The organism is Pseudodesulfovibrio mercurii (assembly GCF_000189295.2).
GTDB classification, from domain to species: domain Bacteria; phylum Desulfobacterota; class Desulfovibrionia; order Desulfovibrionales; family Desulfovibrionaceae; genus Pseudodesulfovibrio; species Pseudodesulfovibrio mercurii.
This window is the reverse complement of sequence record NC_016803.1, coordinates 1,708,660-1,723,947: the sequence shown is the minus strand read 5'-3', so window position 1 is coordinate 1,723,947 and position 15,288 is coordinate 1,708,660. Positions and strand designations below refer to the sequence as shown.

Genomic DNA, 15,288 nt, shown 5'->3' with positions numbered 1-15,288 from the left:
GGTCGGCCTAGTCGCCGCGCCTGGGCGGGTTCACGGGACACAGGTAGGCGTCCTTCATCAGGTCGGCCAGGGAATAGGAGTCGAGCATGCGGTACATGGCCAGGGACGCGTCGTCCCAGATGGACCGTTTGAGGCAGACGGCCGCTCGCGGGCAGGTGGACGGGTCGCCCTCGCAGCCCAGGACCTGCTCCTCGCCGTCCAGGATGCGGGCCACCTCGCCGATGGAGATGTCCTCGGGCGCGCGCACCAGCACGTTGCCGCCGTTGGGTCCGCGCTTGCCCTTCACGTAGCCCGCCTGCTTGAGCATCTTGATGAGCTTCTCCAGGTACTTCAGGGACAACCCTTCGCGGTCGGCCGTATCCTTGCTCGGGACCGGACTGCCGTTCTCGGAGTGGAGGGCGATGTCCAGGAGCAATCGGGTGCCGTAACGGCTGCGTGTGGTCAGTTTCATGGTCGTGTCCCCGGCGGTGAAAGTGGTGGGCGCGCGGTGCGCGTCCGGGAAGCATAGGGAAAAACACCGCGACAATCAATCGGGCCCCGCCGTCCGCTTCCCGATCGGGCGGCATGCTCCGGCCCCTATCCGGCTTCCTGTCCGGTTTTTTTGCCGGTCCCCTGTCCGGTCCGGTCGGGCAGGGTGATGATGAAGGTCGAGCCCTCGCCCGGCGCGGACTCCACCCGGATGGACCCGCCGTGCTGCTCGATGGTCTGGTTGGAGATGAACAGTCCGATGCCCGTGCCCCGCTTGCCCTTGGACGAGAAGAACAGGGTGAAGATCTTGTCCCGGGTCTCCCGGTCCATGCCCATGCCGTTGTCCGACACGGTGACCACCAGGCCGCCGTCCGTGCGCCGGGCGCTCAGGGTCAGCCGTCCGTGGTCCCGGCCCTCGCAGGCGTCCACGCCGTTTTCCAGGAAGTTGACCATGGCCGCGGACAGGGCGGCGGTGTCCGCCTGGATCGCGCCCAGGTCGTCCGGGATGTCGCGGACGAACTCCACCTGGTGCGCGGCGGCCCTGGCCGCGCCCACCTCCGCCGTGTCGTTCAGGAACTTGGCCGCGTCCACGGCCTCGGTCTCCAGCTCGCGGGACTTGGCGTAGTAGAGGATGTCCAGGACCATCTTCTTGACCCGGCCGATCATGGACTTGAGGGTCTTGGTGGCCGCGTCCACGCGGTCCTTGTCGCCCTTCTTCAGGCCGGACTCCAGCCGGTAGATGCCGCCGTCCAGGGAGGTCAGCATGCCCTTGACGCCGTGGGACATGGAGCCGAGCATGATGCCCAGCGAGGTCAGGTGGTCCTGGAGCCTGCGGATCTCGGTGATGTCCGTGGACAGTTCCATGGCCTGAAAGATGCGGCCCGAGGCGTCGTGCAGGGGCGCGGCCTGGACGAGCATGTGCTTCTGCTCGCCGGACAGGGTGGTGACCACGGTCTCCCGCTGCCGGGACTCGCCGTCCAGCAGGGTCTTGTCCACCAGGCACCCCTCGCAGGGCTCGTCGCGGTGCTTGTACGCCTCGAAGCAGAAATGTCCCTCCACCTCGCCGAAGTCCCGCTTGAACAGCCGGTTGGCCTCGACGATGTTCAGGTCCGCGTCCTGCACGGTGATGTAGCAGGGGGCCTCGTCGAACAGCCGTTGGTACTTGTACTGGGTGGTGTACAGTTCATCCTGGAGGCGCTTGAGCTCGGTCATGTCCACGGAGATGTCCAGGACCAGCTCGATCTCGCCGTCCTTGTTGGGCAGGGGCGCGGTGTAGACCGTGACCGGAATCTCCTCGCCGTCCTTGCCCAGGAAATTTTCCTTGCTCCGCTGGCCCTTGCCCGTGTTGAAGGTGCGCTGCACCGGGCAGGCGTTGCCCGGCGAGGTGCGGTCGGAGTAGATGTCGAAGCTGTTGTTGCCCACCTGGTTGCCCAGCCGCTCCTCGAACAGCCGGTTGTGGGCCACGATCTCGAGGTAGCGGTTGTGGATGGACACCAGGCAGGGCAGCTCGTTGAACAGCCCGTAGCCGGTCTCCACCTCCTGGGCCGCGTCGGACAGGGCCGTGGACATGCCCTGGACCACCTGGCAGGCGGCGTTCTGCCGCTCCAGCTCCACGATGCGGTCGGTCTTCTCCTGGACCAGTTTTTCCAGGTTCTCGGTGTACTCGCGCAGCTGCAGCTTCATGCTGTAGCGTTCGCGGGCGCGTTCGAGCGAGACCTCGAGCACGTCGTTGTTGATCGGTTTGGTGATGAAGTCCGAGGCGTCGAACTTGAGGGACTCGATGGCCAGGTCCATGTCCCCGTGACCGGTGATCATGACCACCTCGGTGTCCGGGGAACGCTCCTTGATCGCCTTGAGCAGGTCGATGCCGTCCATGACGGGCATCTTGATGTCGGTGAAGACGATGTGGGGCCGGAAGGAGTCGAAGAGGTCGAGGGCTTCCTGTCCGTTGGCGGCGGTTTCCACCTCGTAACCCAGGTCCATCAGGGAGAGGCCGAGGAATCGGCGGACGCCTTCCTCATCATCCACGAGCAACAGTCGCTTGAAATCCATCACACCCTCCGGGAGAGTCGTCCCGCCGGCCGTCGGCCGCTTCCCTGCGGGGACCTCTTCGGTCCAGGATTGCGGGCCGGGTTATTCGCCCAGCGCCTCTCTAACGATCTGGATCACATCCGCCGGGTCGAAGGGCTTCTTGATGGTCGCCACGGCCCGCCGTATGGCCAGATGGATTCCCGACAGTCCGGAGATGACGATCACCGGGATGTCCGAGAACTCCTTCTCACTGGTCAGCCGACGGTAGAAACGCGGTCCCCACTCGTGGGGCATTTCGATGTCCAGCGTGATGAGGTCAGGCTTTTCGGCCATGGCCACCTCATACGCGGAGACTCCGTCGGAAGCGCGGCAGGTGTCGTATCCGTGGTCTTCGAATACGCTGACGAGGTAGTCGACGATGTCCGGATCGTCGTCCACCACCATGATTTTTTTTGGCATGAGCTCAACCTGGTTTCGAGTGGCGGGGTATTCCCGCTACGCCTGCAAGGGTATACTCAACCTGCGCGCGAGTTCAAGTCGGAAAATTCGGCCCGCGAACCGTGTTCGGCTCGCGGGCCGACGGATCCTGTTCCAGTGGCGTCCCGCTAGCCGATGGTGTCCTTGACGATCTTCAGCAGCTGTGCGGGTTCGAACGGCTTCGTCAGGCTTGCGACGGCCTTCGGAATGGCGTATTGAATCGCGTTGAGACCACTGATGACCACCACCGGCGTGCGCTTGAGGGCGTCGTCCTGGCTGATCTTGCGATAGAACCTCGGACCCCACTCGTTGGGCATTTCCAGGTCCAGCGTGATCAGATCGGGCTTTTCGGTCTTGGCGATCTCGACGGCCTCGGCGCCGTCGTTGGCGGTCACGGTCGCGTAACCGTTGTCGCCGAGCAGTTCGGACAGATACGAGCGGATTTCCTGGTCGTCGTCGACGATGAGAATCTTCTTGGACATAACGTACCTCCTGGTACTCGCGAATCAATCTGTTTGATTCCTGATTTGCCGCAGTCGCTCCCGCCAAGGCCGGCTGCGGCATTTATCGTTCTCAAGGCGCGCCCGGCACACGCCGGGACGCGCCGTTCAACTCATCATACCTTGTCCGGCTTGCTCACGCTGACCACCGGGCAACCGGCGCGCAGGATGACCTGCTCCATGGTGGAGCCGATGCGCGCCTTTTCCGGGTCCAGTTCGCGCGAGTGGTGGGCCACCACGATCAGGTCGGCGCTGCGTTCGCGGGCGATCTTGACGATCTCCACGAAGGGCACGCCCTCCCAGACCTCGATGTCGAAGTCCTTGAAGTCGCCCATGAGCGGCACGTAGGTCTCGCGGATGCGGGCCCTGGCCGCGATCAGCCCGTCCTCGATGGCGTTCTGGTCCAGGACCTTGCCGCTGATGTCGAGCGCGTGGAACAGGGTCAGGTCGCAGCCGAGTTCCTTGGCCGAATTGAGCGCGAACTTGAAGGCGCTGTCCGCCTGCTTGGAGAAGTCGGTGGCGAAGACGATGTTGCCGAACCCGCCCCAGTAGGAGGCGGTCTCGCGGTGCACGGTCATGACCGGGCAGCGGGCGGCCTTGGCCACGCGCTGCAGGGTGGAGCCGGGGTAGCCCTTGCGGTAGGCCGACGAATCGCCGGAGCTGGCGCCCATGACGATGAGGTCCACGTCCTCGTCCCGCGCGGCGCGCAGGATCTCGCGGCTGGGCACGCCCGTGGTCAGGGTGATCCGGGCGTACTTGACCGACTCGATTTGCTTCTCGAAGGTGGATTTGAGCTCCTCCTCGACCCAGGCGCGGTATTCGTCGTCGACCTCGATTTCCTCGCCGGTGCGCACGTCGTTGACCACCTGGGAATAGGCCTTGGTGGGCACGCCCATGACGTGGAAGACCACGACCTCGGCCCCGTAGCGCTTGGCCATGTCGAAGGCCACCCGTGCGGCGCCGAAGGTGGACGGAGCACCGCTGGTCGCCAGTAGAATCTTCTTGAACATAGTTCACCTCGTCCTTTGGTTACTCGTCCTTGGGCAACAGGTGCTCGGGCACGTCGAGCATGCCGATCACCAGCGGTTTGAGGAAGGACCAGCGGATGCCGATCTTGTACACTTCCTCCAGATCGCGGATGGCGTCCCAGCAGTTGTGGCAGGGGGAGATGACCAGCTTGCAGCCGGTTGCGACTATTTGTTCCATCTTCATGCGCAAGGCCACGTTGCGCTGCTCGCGGTACAGGCCGATGCCGTTGAATCCGCCGCCGCCGCCGCAACAGTAGTTGTGCTCCTTGTTCGGGGCCATCTCCACGAAGTAGCCGGGCTCCACGATGTAGCTCAGGATCTCCCGGGTGACGTTCTTCAGTCCCTGGTTGCGCACGTAGTTGCAGGAATCCTGGAGGGTGACCGGCTCCTTGATGCGCTTGGTCGGGTCGATCTTGAGCTTGCCGGTGCGCAGGGCCTCGGCCAGCCACTCCACGTAATGCATGTACGGTACGGGCGGCTGCCCGTCCTCTCGGCCCGCCCAGTAGGGACCCTCGATGACCGTGGCGCGGTGGGCGTGGCCGCATTCGGTGCCGATGGCCCGCTTGGGCTTCAGGCGCTCGATGGCGGAGTATACGTGCTCGACGTTGTCCTTGCAGCATTCCCAGTCGCCGGCGAACATGGACAGGGAGGTCTGCTCCCATCCATTGGAGGGCACGGTCCAGTTCTCGCCCGCCACGTGGAACAGGATGGCCGCCTCGGCGACGTCCTCGGGGTAGTGCTTGGGTTCGCGGGCGTTGCAGGTGTACATGATGTCCGCGCCGACCTTGTCGATGGGAATCTCCAGGCCCGGCCATTCATCTTCGTTCTCCTCGGCCATCCACTCGCAGGTCTCGACCCAGTCCTCGTTGGTCACGTCCATCTGGGCGCGGTACACGCGGTGCATGCCCGAGCCGATCTTCAGCTCCCACGGCACGAAGCCCTGGGAGTAGAGCAGGCCGCGCAGGTAGCTGAACATGACGCCGGTGTCGATGCCGTGCGGGCAGTACATGCCGCAACGGTTGCAGCAGGTGCACTTGGACCAGGCGGTCTCCATGCACATCTGCATGAAGGCGTTGTCGACCTTGCCCTTCTTTTTGACCATCTCGCCGAGCGTTGACTGGATCTTGTAGGACGGGACCTGGTCGGGCGACCGGTCGTTGGCCAGATACAGGAAGCAGGACTCGGCGCACAGGCCGCAGTGGGCGCAGATTTCGAGCCAGGTCTTGGTCCTGGACTTCATGGTCTTCTGGATGGAGGCCCAGAGCTTGTCCGTGTCCACGTCCAGGTTGTTCATCTCTTCGTAGTATTGCTTGCCGCCCTTGTCGCCGAGGGTCGCCTTGAGCTGTTCCTCGGTGTTGATCGGCGTCTTGTTGCAGAAGATTCCTTCAGGCATTTCGGTTCTCCGTGTGATAAAGCTGAAGCCCGGTTACCAGGCCATGTCCGTACCCTTCATGCCGCCGCGCTTGATGCCGTAGTCCATGCCCAGCTGCATGCGGGACATGAAGAACAGCGCCACGTGGCTGAGCTTGGTGAAGGGCAGGGCCAGAAGCCAGATTTCGCCGCTGATGATGTGCGCGGCCAGCCAGAAGTCGTAGTTCCCCATCTCGTAGCGGGCGATCAGGCCGGTGATGAACGGCATCACCGTGATGACCAGCAGCAGGTAGTCGTAGACGGTGGTCAGGATGCGCACTTCGGGGAAGGCGATGCGCCTGAGCAGCAGGAACAGGGCGCCCACCAGGCAGACCCAGGCCAGGCCGTCCGCCACCCCGGTGGGCAGGGCGGGCAGGCTGAAGCCGAAGGCGTTCCTGAACATCACGTTGTGCGCCTCCAGGAAGACCGGGGTGACCAGCAGCCCGATGTGGAAGGCGAAGAAGATGAGGGTGAAGCCGGGGCGGGTCTGCCACAGCCGGGCCTTGAACGGGATGATGAAGGCCAGGATGGAGCGCACGCCCCCCCGGATGCCGTATTTCATGTTGGGACGGTACGCCACGCGGTCGAGCTGCCAGTTGAGGCCCTTGACATACATCACGGTGCGAACGAGCAGGCCGCCCAGGCTGACGATGAACGTCGCCCAAAGCATCGGCCCGGTCAGGAAATCGTACATTTCCGCTACTCCTTGATCGTCAAATCGTTGATCTTGAAACGATGGCCCGTGAGGCTAGTCGTCCTTCTTATTGCCGCCCATGAGGAAGCGCCAGTACAGCGTCGCCGCCACCAGGATGCCGCCCATGAGCAGGTACACGGTCCCCTTGGTGAAGGTGTAGTAGTCTTGGAGAGTGTAGAATTCCATGGCAACCTCCTAGTGTTCGCCCTTGTAGTCGGGATGCTCGTAGAAGATGGGCATCCTGGTGCTGATGAACCGGAAGGCCAACACGCCGATGGTCACCACGAACAGGGAGATGGTGATCTCGCCCCAGCTCGGGAAGTACCGCTGCGCGGCCGGGAGCTGCCAGTTGAAGGCGACCATGGAGATGTTGAACCGGTTGACGATGATGCCGAGCACGGTCAGGCCCGCGGCCCAGCGGATGATGGTCAGGTTCCTGTCCCGCGCGCCCACGGCGTACAGGAAGGACGGCAGGGCCACGAAACCGAGCATCTCAACCAGGTACCACGCGCCGTAGCCGGTGGTCAGGTAGTGCCAGTTGTTGTCGTAGGCCAGGCCGATGACCTTGATGGCGAAGTACCCGAACAGCACGAGGGAAGTGGCCTTGCCGAAACCCAGGATCAGGCCGTCGTGGTTGTCCAGGTACTCCTTGTCCATCAAGTGGTGCATGGGCTTGTGGGAGAGGGTGCCTTCGAAGATGACCATGGACATGCCCGCGCAGATGCTCGACACGAAGAAGAACACCGGGAGGTACAGGGAGTACCACAGCGGGTGCAGTTTCGAGGGCACGATGGTGTACAGCGCGCCCAGGGAGGACTGGTGCAGCGTGGACAGGACCACGCCCAGGATGGTCAGGGCCAGGGTCATCTTGACCACGATGTTGCGGATCTTCCTCATGCCCAGCCACTCGAACATGGCGGGCGTGAATTCGATGAACAGCACGGTCAGGTAGATCATGACGCAGAGGCCCACCTCGAAGAGCAGGGACGTGGTGCCCTGCTGGACGAAAATGGGATAGGGCAGCCGCCACGGACGGCCCACGTCGTAGCCCAGGGCGAAGACCACCAGGGCGTAGCCCAGGAAGGCGGTCAGGATGGCCGGGCGCACGCCCGCGTGGTACTTCTTCAGGCCGAAGAGGTAGCAGGCGGCGGAGGTGGTGTAGCCGCCCGCGGCCAGGGCCACGCCGCACAACAGGTCGAAGCCGATCCAGAGGCCCCAGGGGTTGTTCTGGTCCAGGTTGGTGACGGACCCGAGTCCGCCGGTGAAGCGCATCACCGTGACCACCAGCCCGGCGGCGAGAATGACCGCTGCAATGAGATTGAACGGCGTGAAGAGGGATTTCTTCGCGACCGCAGTGGTTTCGACAGACATCTAGGACTCCTCCTCGTTGGTTCCGGCGTCCTCTTCCTTGGGAGCGAGCGCCTCCTCGACGGCCTTCTTGACCTCGACCTCGATGCGCCGCTGGCTGGCCTGCTCGGCCTTGCCCAGCTCCTCGTGAAGCTTCTTTTCGGCCTCTTCGCCCGCCTTGGTCAGGGCGTCCTTGACCGCCTTGACGCGTTCGGCGTTGGCCACCTTGGCGTTGCGCTGGCTGACGGCGTAGATGCCGCCCAGGAGCACGGGCCACAAGCCCACGACCATGGGCACGGTGGCCAGGGGACCGGCGGTCAGCTCGGGGGCGGACGCGGTGCCCAGGTCCTCGCGCATGCCGATCTCGCTGAACGGCACGCTGGACAGGTACATCCAGCTGGTGCCGCCCATCTCGTGCTCGCCGTAGATGTGGTCCACGTAGCGCTCGGGGTAGGTCTCGATGCGCTTGCGGGCGATCTGGATCAGGTCGGCGCGCAGACCGAAGGTCAGGGCCTCCTTGGGACATTTCTCCACGCAGCCGGGGAGCTTGCCCTCCTGAAGGCGCGGGTAGCACATGGTGCACTTGCGCACCCTCGGGGTCAGGGGCTCGTCGTATTCGTAGGCCGGGATCGAGAACGGGCAGGCCACCATGCAGTAGCGGCAGCCCACGCAGACCGAGGCGTCGTAGGTCACCGCGCCGTTGGGCTGCTTCTTGAAGGCCTTGACGAAGCAGGCCGAGGCGCAGGCCGGCTCCAGGCAGTGGTTGCACTGGGTCTTGCGGAAGACCGGGCCCTTGGAGGTCTGGTACTTGTTGACCACGGTGAAGGTCTTGTCGTCGGTCCGGCGCTCGGTGTCGAGCACGGTCAGGTCGTCGAACGGCCGGGCCGGGGCGGGCAGTTCGTTGACTTCGTTGCAGGCCTGCTCGCACTGGCGGCAGCCGATGCAACGGGTGGCGTCAAAGAGCACGCCGTGGGTGTCGGGGTGCGGGCCGAAGTGCTTGTTCGCGGCCTTGGCCGGGGTGGCCAGCGCTGCGCTCGCGCCCGCGGCGCCCAACAATCCGAGGAAGGTTCTGCGTAACATCGTGTACTCCTTCGGCTAGTTGGTTTTCTTCTCGTGGCACGCGACACAGTTGGTGGCGGCGGGCTTTTCGAGCTTCATTTCTTTGTGACAGGTCATGCACTGGCCGTGGTACGCGGCCTTGAGGCCGGGCTTGCCTTCGGTCTCGAAGGGCTTGCCGTGGCAGGAGGCGCACTTGGGCGGCGTCAGACTGGCCGGGGCGTTGTGGTGGCAACCGGCGCAGATGGCCTGGGGAGTGGTGTGGAAGGTCGCGGCCAGCTTGCTGCCCCGCATGCCCTTGTACAGGGTCATGACGATCTTGCGGTGGGGCATCTTGCTCGGCTGGTACTTGTCGGCCAGCCCGGCGATGGTCACGAACTCGGGGATGTCCCGCTCCGCGACCACGGCCTGGGTCTCGGGACGCTGCGCGATGACCCTGGCGGCCTCGGCCGCTTTCTCATCCTTGGACATGGCGGCCGGGTTCAGGGGCGCGGCGGCCATGAGCAGGCCGGACTCGGCCTTGACGTTGTGGCAGGTGGCGCAGGCGTCCTGGGACAGCGCCTTGGCGGCCGGACGGGCCGCGTGGCAGCCCGCGCATTCGGGCTTCTGCTGTTCCTGGACGTGGCAGCCCACGCAGGAGGCCGGGTCGGCCACGTCGTGCAGGGCTTCGAAGGAGGGGGCCAGCTTGGCGTTGACGCCGTCCTTGTGGCAGGTCAGGCAGGACGCGGTTTCGGCCTCGTGCAGCTTGTGGTCGAAGGCCACCGGGGCCATGCCCACGGGCTTTTCGTTCACCGCCTCGGGCTTGGTCTCGGGGGCCAGGAGCGCGGCGTCGGGCTGCTTGCGCGGCAGGCGCGGCAGGGTGCCGCCCATGGCCTTCAGGTTTTTGGCCAGCTCCACCGCGCGCGCGGCGGTTTCCGTCTCGCCGTGACAGCCGGCGCACTGCACCGGGCCGGTCCGGTCGGCCTTGGCCTCGGCGAAGCGCTCATGGCAGGTCACGCACTGGCTGTGGAAGACGTCCTTGAGGGGCTCGGTTTTGGCCGCCTCGGAGAAGCGCCAGGAATCCTCTTCGCCCGCCTTCTTGTGGCAGGCCTGGCAGTTGGTCTCCTTGCCGGGATCGGCCGGGATGACCTTGGAGTCCCAGTGGACGAAGTGGAGCGCGTTGTCCATGCCCGCCGGGACCCGGTCGGCGGCTTCGGGCCGCTCCTGGTGACAGCTGCGGCACTCGCCCGCCTTGGGGCCGGACTTGAAACCCTTGTCCGCGCTCTCAACGTGGCAGGAAATGCAGCCGTTGTGGTACAGGTCCTTGAGCCCGGACGCGGTCGTCTCGGGGGACGCCCCGTCCGCCCGCCGGTCGAAGGTCAGGGCCAGGTTCCCCTTGTCGTCCTTCTTGTGGCAGGATTCGCAGCTCATGCCCTGGTCCTTCAGGGCCTTGGTGTGCGCGTCGTGCCGGAACACGGCCGCGGGTTGCTCCAGTGTCTCCAGCCCGGCGATGGTGTCGATCATGATCACATCCGGCCGTCCGGCGGCCTGGTCCGCGGCGTCGAGCATGCCCATGGCTTCCAGCTGGAAGCCGAGCACCCCGGCCAGCGCGATCACGATGGCGGTCAATCGCAGTATCCGTTTACCGTTTGCCATGTGTCGATCCCTTTCTCAAAAGCGTTGATGGCAATGAACCGGCCTCTTCGGCCCGTTCTCCTGGGCCCGTTTCCGGGCACCTCCGGCCCCCCATGGCGCGGCATCTTCCGCCGCGCGGAAATCCGGTCTTAAAATCCCCCGGTTGGGTAGGTTAAAATACCTACTCAACTACGAGGTATTAATACCTACTTGCCCGGTATGTTAGATGCGAGGGCTTCGTCAAGCAGAAATGACGAGGTGGGAATTGTTCCCAAATACCATTCAACATGCTGGAACAAATGAGGAACCAGTTGAGTAGGTTATTTGAAAATCGTTCTCAGGACAGGGGGCTAGGCCAGGGCTGGCAAGGGCTTTGCGAGAAATTTCACATGCCCGGTGCGGGGACGGAAAAATCGAAAAAAAACGGACACGGAGAGAGAGCCGACCACTATTCCGCTCGGGTGAGGGTGGTCCGGACTGGGCTTGGGGGGTGCGGAGCAGGGGGGGGAGGACGGGTCCGGCCGAAGGGTCGGCCCCGCCCGCCGAGAGGGGGCTAGGGCTTTTTCACGATCTCATGGACCCAACGGTTTTCCGAGACGCGCTCGGAAACCACGTAGCCCTTTTCGCGCAGGAAGCGCATTTTTCGGCCGCCGTCGCCGGTGGAGAAGAGCCGTTGGCCGACCTGGTGTTGGGAAAGAAACTTCATGGCCGCTTTTTTGTAATTGGTGAAGAAACCGAACATTGAAAAAACCTCCAATCTTGCCGGGGAATGCAACCTAGCACCGACATACTATCCAGTCCACCATAACTTGCCGGGCCTTTCAAGCCTTTCCAACACCTTTTCATCATTAAAAAAAGGGGAGCGGTTTTGGCCGCTCCCCGCAAAGGTCGCCCGGGTTTGCTCCGGTCATTTCAACCGGATGGAGCCGAGGATCGCGTCGTTCACGAGCACGTGGACCCAGAGTTTGCCGGTGACGCCCTTCAGGGTCGCCGGGACCACGAGCACGGGCCAGGAACGGCCGTCCGCGTAGAACATGGGCGAGGCCGCCTTGCGGTCCGTGCCCTTGCGCGTCTCGTTCGGGGAAAGGGCCACCTGCACCGGGGTGCCGGGCGGCAGCTGGTCCAGGAAGTGGACCATGATCAGGTACCGTCCGCCCTTGGCAGCGGCCGCCTGGTACTGCCCCTCGGGCACGGCCCGGCCCCGGATGGCGGGCAGGCTGTCGAATCCCTTGAGGTAGGTGTCCGGGGCGTTCCGGCCGTAGGTCTCGTCCAGGAGGTGGATCTCGTAGCGCGGGGTCTCGGCGTACAGCGGCGTGGAGGCCAGGATCTGGAAGGTCTGGACGGGCGTGGCCGCGGCCATGGCCATGGCGGTCTGCGGGGTGAGGGCCCCGTCCGCGCGCAGCCCGTATTGGTTTTGGAAATCGGTCACGAAGCGGGCCATGGCCTGCCGCATGGCCGGGTCGTTGCTGCGCATGGCCGCCACGTAGGCGGAGCGCAGTTCCTCCGCGCGGCGGTTCAGTTCGCTGTTTTCGGGGTCGAACAGGGTGTAGACCGCCAGGTCGAGGAAGGCGGCCCGTCGGCCCAGGCCGTCCTCGTACCGCCGGGCGGCCTCCAGGGCATAGAGCCCGTCGCCCAGCTGGTCGGCGCCGGTCACGGCCCGGTCCGTCTCCCGGAAGCCGGCCGGGGCCGGGGCCAGGGCCACCGTGGCGTCCGGGGCCATGGTCACCAGCGGACCCGAGGGCAGGATGCCGTTGCGCGCCAGGTCCAGGGTCACGGCGGCCAGCAGGGACCGGCCATCCAGGTCCACCTGCCGGGGTTGATAGATCCGCTTCTCCCGCCCGTCGGCATTGGCGGCTGAAGATGCGGAAGAGGAAGAGGCGGAAGCGGCCGAGGTCGATCCGGAGCCCGTGACGCACCCGGCAGCGGCCAGGGTCAGGCAGAGCAGGGCGCCCGCGAGAAGCATGGATGTCTGTCGCATGGTCGCCTCCTTACCGGGCCGCGCGCGCGGTCCTGCCCACCTGCACCATGAGCACGGTATAGGCGTTGCGCGGGGTTATGGTCCCGCTGGTGATCTGGCCCTCCAGGACAATGGCCATCTGGCGCACGGAGGTCGGCATGTTCAGGGTCTCGTCCCAGGCGAAGGTGGAGACCAGCAGGCTGGCGTGGACCTCGTCCTCGGGCATCAGCACCGACCCCGGCAGGTCCTCGGGGGGCAGGCTCCGGAGGTGGGCGGCGAGGGCCGCCACGGCGGACTCGTGGTTGTTGATGGCGTTGGCGTACCCGGCAGGGGTCGTGGTCGGCGCCGGGGCCGCCGGAGTCTGGGCCGTGGTGCCGAAGGCGTCGGCCAGGGACTGGCGGTTGTCCGGGTTGTGAGTGTAGCGCGCCGGGTCCTGGGCCGAGGACGCGTCCTGGTCGTGCCCCGCGGCGGGGGCCTCACCGCCCCACGTCTGCGGGTTGCGCCGGTAATCCCCGATCATGTAGATGAGCAGGACATGCCGGGCCTGCGTGTAGGTCAGGTCGCCTTCGGCCACCATGCAGTCCAGGATCAGGCTCAGCCGCTGCACGTTGGGGCTGACCTGGTCCATGTCGAACAGGTCCGCCTCGCTCATGGGCATGGGCCGGGCCGGGGCCTGCTCCGTGACGCCGACGCATTGATTCGTGTAGGTCGAGGTGGCGCCGATGGTCGCCCCGCCCCCCGAGCGCGGCGGCCCGCCGACGTCGCCCCCTCCGCCGTAGGCAAAGGCGAGGATCGGCGCCAAGAGCAGGCAGGCCGTCAGGACGGCCGCCCGTGCATGGATTTTCGTGGTCATGTCGTCTCCCTTTGTCTGCCGCCTGTTTGCTCCCCCCTTCGTCTCCCTTTGCCTTTCCGGTAGCATGTTTTTCGCGTTTGGTGAATGCAAACCCCGATCCGTGGAGGTCGAGGGCGATCCCCTTGTCCCCCCGTCGGCGCCGGGTATTCATTCCCGATAAAGTATGAATATTGACTCAATCGTTCAAATATAACAATGAGGAGAGACCACTACCCACAGGAGGTTCGCATGGAAAAGATTCTCATCATCGGATGCCGGAATACCATGGACGACGTCTGCATCGGCTGTTCCCGCTGCCTGGTGGCCTTCAACCGGCGCGAGGGGCAGTTCGCGCGCTACAAGGACAAGGAGGCCGAGGTCCTGGGCATCCTCAACTGCGGCGGCTGTCCGGGCGCGTCCATCGTTCAGCGGCTGGCCCAGGTCAAGCTCTGGAACGTGCCCCTTCAGGAGCAGCCCACCGTGATCCACATCGGCCCGTGTCTGTCAGACCACTGCACCCACGCCGACGACGTGATCACCAAGATTCAGGCCAAGTCCGGCCTGGAGGTCGTCGAGGGCACCCACCCGTACATGCCCGAAAAGATCTGGTCCTGATCCCGGCTCGGAACGCACCGAAAAAAAGGCGGCCGCCGGAACCTGGTTCCGGCGGCCGCCCTTGCGTGCGTTGGCGTGGTTTGTCAGCGCCTGTTCCGGCGGCGGACGCAGCCCGCCAGGCCCAGCAGCCCGGCGGCCAGCAGGGCGAAGGTGGCGGGTTCGGGCACGGGCGTGGCCGTGTTGCGGGTCGTCGCCGTGAAGTCCTTGTAGCGCACCGCGGTCTGCGAGAAGTTGTAGAAGCCGAATTCGCCCGCCTCGAAGGAACCGGTCAGGGAAAAGATGAGATCGCCGTTGACCGTGACGGTCAGGCTGTTCGCGGAGTAATCCAGGACAATGGTGTTGAGCGCGTTGTCGAGCCAGCCCATGTCCTCGCCGTAGGCCGTGGCCAGGACCTCGATGCCGCTGCCGGTGTGGGACCACAGGTTGACGTCGCTGCCCGAGATCTTCGAAAGGGTGAATCCCTCAATGGCCAGCCCCAGGGAGGAGGACAGCTGGGTCGTCTGTTTCCAGTCGAGCAGGTAGTAGTCGTTCAGGCCGTTCCAGCCGAACACGAACCCGATGTAGTCGTCGTCGGCGGTGGTCTCCACCCCGAAGCTCCCCTGGAACAGGGTGTCGATGTAGTCGATGCCGCTCACGAAGTACGTGGCGTCGCTGTTGACGCTCTGGTACACGCTGGTGCCGTCGGACGAAACGGTCCAGTCCCCATTGGCGGCGACTCCCGCCTGCGACCATGAGTTCAGGTTGATGACCGTGGCATGACCGGTTCCGGCCAGGCCCAGGGTCAGCACCAGCGCCAGCAACACTCCCGCAATCCGTTTCATTCCAGCCTCCGCGTTTCGTGTACGATCCCGAAACCGCATGCAAGCGGCATTCCGGGAACAAGATTCAATGAAATCGGCATGTTGGTTGACGCGAGAAGAAGAAAACCGTCGGTTTGCTTTACAGGTTGGGGAAAGTTGTCAGATTTATCGACAGGTTATGATCGCCGCTATGCCTGGACGCGGCCTGCGGGCGAACCGTGACCGGGACGGGGCCGGACCCGGAAAATCCGTCCGGAACAGGGGGTTGGCCATTCTTGTCGGACAGCATGAACCGGCCGGTTCACGCCGCCGACCCTCCCTCTCGCACATGCGGCCCGTGGTGCGGACGGGGGCGCTCCCGTCCCGTTCCATCCGCCCCCCTCCCGTCCGGCCTCCGGCGAGCGGAACGCCATTCGGCTGTCCCGGCGTCCCGTCCGACCTCCGTTCGGGAACAACGCG

The 15,288-nt window shown here is 64.8% G+C and carries 16 protein-coding genes; 1 reads left to right on the top strand and 15 read right to left on the bottom strand.

Annotated elements, in window-relative coordinates; genetic code table 11:
* Positions 1-7: 7 nt before the first annotated feature.
* The 14 genes from DND132_RS07870 to DND132_RS07805 form a co-directional block, all read right to left on the bottom strand.
* Positions 8-451: an RrF2 family transcriptional regulator gene (locus DND132_RS07870; protein WP_014322186.1), complete on the bottom strand. Its 444-nt coding sequence runs from the start codon at positions 449-451 to the stop codon at positions 8-10.
* 125 nt (positions 452-576) lie between these two features.
* The gene (locus DND132_RS07865) at positions 577-2,520 is read right to left on the bottom strand and encodes a response regulator (RefSeq protein ID WP_014322185.1); all 1,944 of its coding nucleotides are present in this window, start codon (positions 2,518-2,520) and stop codon (positions 577-579) included.
* A gap of 81 nt (positions 2,521-2,601) precedes the next feature.
* A complete protein-coding gene (gene divK / locus DND132_RS07860) occupies positions 2,602-2,958 on the bottom strand; it encodes a DVU0259 family response regulator domain-containing protein (protein ID WP_014322184.1) in 357 nt (118 codons plus the stop codon).
* A gap of 146 nt (positions 2,959-3,104) precedes the next feature.
* Entirely contained in the window at positions 3,105-3,458 is a 354-nt protein-coding gene (gene divK / locus DND132_RS07855) for a DVU0259 family response regulator domain-containing protein (RefSeq protein WP_014322183.1), read from the bottom strand.
* A gap of 134 nt (positions 3,459-3,592) precedes the next feature.
* Positions 3,593-4,486: a universal stress protein gene (locus tag DND132_RS07850; RefSeq protein WP_014322182.1), complete on the bottom strand. Its 894-nt coding sequence runs from the start codon at positions 4,484-4,486 to the stop codon at positions 3,593-3,595.
* Positions 4,487-4,505: 19 nt separating this feature from the next.
* Positions 4,506-5,897, bottom strand: coding sequence for a sulfate respiration complex iron-sulfur protein HmcF (gene hmcF / locus DND132_RS07845; RefSeq protein WP_014322181.1), 1,392 nt, complete (start codon positions 5,895-5,897; stop codon positions 4,506-4,508).
* Positions 5,898-5,930: 33 nt separating this feature from the next.
* Positions 5,931-6,608: a sulfate respiration complex protein HmcE gene (hmcE, locus tag DND132_RS07840; protein ID WP_014322180.1), complete on the bottom strand. Its 678-nt coding sequence runs from the start codon at positions 6,606-6,608 to the stop codon at positions 5,931-5,933.
* Positions 6,609-6,662: 54 nt separating this feature from the next.
* Positions 6,663-6,794: a sulfate respiration complex protein HmcD gene (hmcD, locus tag DND132_RS07835; RefSeq protein WP_014322179.1), complete on the bottom strand. Its 132-nt coding sequence runs from the start codon at positions 6,792-6,794 to the stop codon at positions 6,663-6,665.
* A 9-nt stretch (positions 6,795-6,803) separates the two neighbouring features.
* The gene (gene hmcC, locus DND132_RS07830; RefSeq protein ID WP_014322178.1) at positions 6,804-7,979 is read right to left on the bottom strand and encodes a sulfate respiration complex protein HmcC; all 1,176 of its coding nucleotides are present in this window, start codon (positions 7,977-7,979) and stop codon (positions 6,804-6,806) included.
* Positions 7,980-9,035, bottom strand: a complete 1,056-nt coding sequence (gene hmcB / locus DND132_RS07825; protein ID WP_014322177.1) for a sulfate respiration complex iron-sulfur protein HmcB — start codon at positions 9,033-9,035, stop codon at positions 7,980-7,982.
* A 15-nt stretch (positions 9,036-9,050) separates the two neighbouring features.
* Entirely contained in the window at positions 9,051-10,646 is a 1,596-nt protein-coding gene (gene hmcA / locus DND132_RS07820; RefSeq protein WP_014322176.1) for a sulfate respiration complex hexadecaheme cytochrome HmcA, read from the bottom strand.
* A gap of 532 nt (positions 10,647-11,178) precedes the next feature.
* Entirely contained in the window at positions 11,179-11,367 is a 189-nt protein-coding gene (locus DND132_RS07815; RefSeq protein WP_014322175.1) for a hypothetical protein, read from the bottom strand.
* 165 nt (positions 11,368-11,532) lie between these two features.
* A complete protein-coding gene (locus DND132_RS07810) occupies positions 11,533-12,603 on the bottom strand; it encodes a hypothetical protein (RefSeq protein WP_014322174.1) in 1,071 nt (356 codons plus the stop codon).
* A gap of 10 nt (positions 12,604-12,613) precedes the next feature.
* Complete coding sequence (locus DND132_RS07805; protein WP_014322173.1) at positions 12,614-13,435, bottom strand: hypothetical protein; 822 nt, start codon at positions 13,433-13,435, stop codon at positions 12,614-12,616.
* A 228-nt stretch (positions 13,436-13,663) separates the two neighbouring features.
* Here DND132_RS07805 and DND132_RS07800 point away from each other — a divergent pair, with 228 nt between their 5' ends.
* Positions 13,664-14,029 carry a CGGC domain-containing protein gene (locus tag DND132_RS07800; protein WP_014322172.1) on the top strand — a complete coding sequence of 122 codons (366 nt, stop codon included), beginning with the start codon at positions 13,664-13,666 and terminating at the stop codon, positions 14,027-14,029.
* Positions 14,030-14,112: 83 nt separating this feature from the next.
* Here the strand turns inward: DND132_RS07800 and DND132_RS07795 are convergent, their stop codons facing one another.
* Positions 14,113-14,850: a PEP-CTERM sorting domain-containing protein gene (locus DND132_RS07795; RefSeq protein WP_014322171.1), complete on the bottom strand. Its 738-nt coding sequence runs from the start codon at positions 14,848-14,850 to the stop codon at positions 14,113-14,115.
* Positions 14,851-15,288 lie beyond the last annotated feature (438 nt).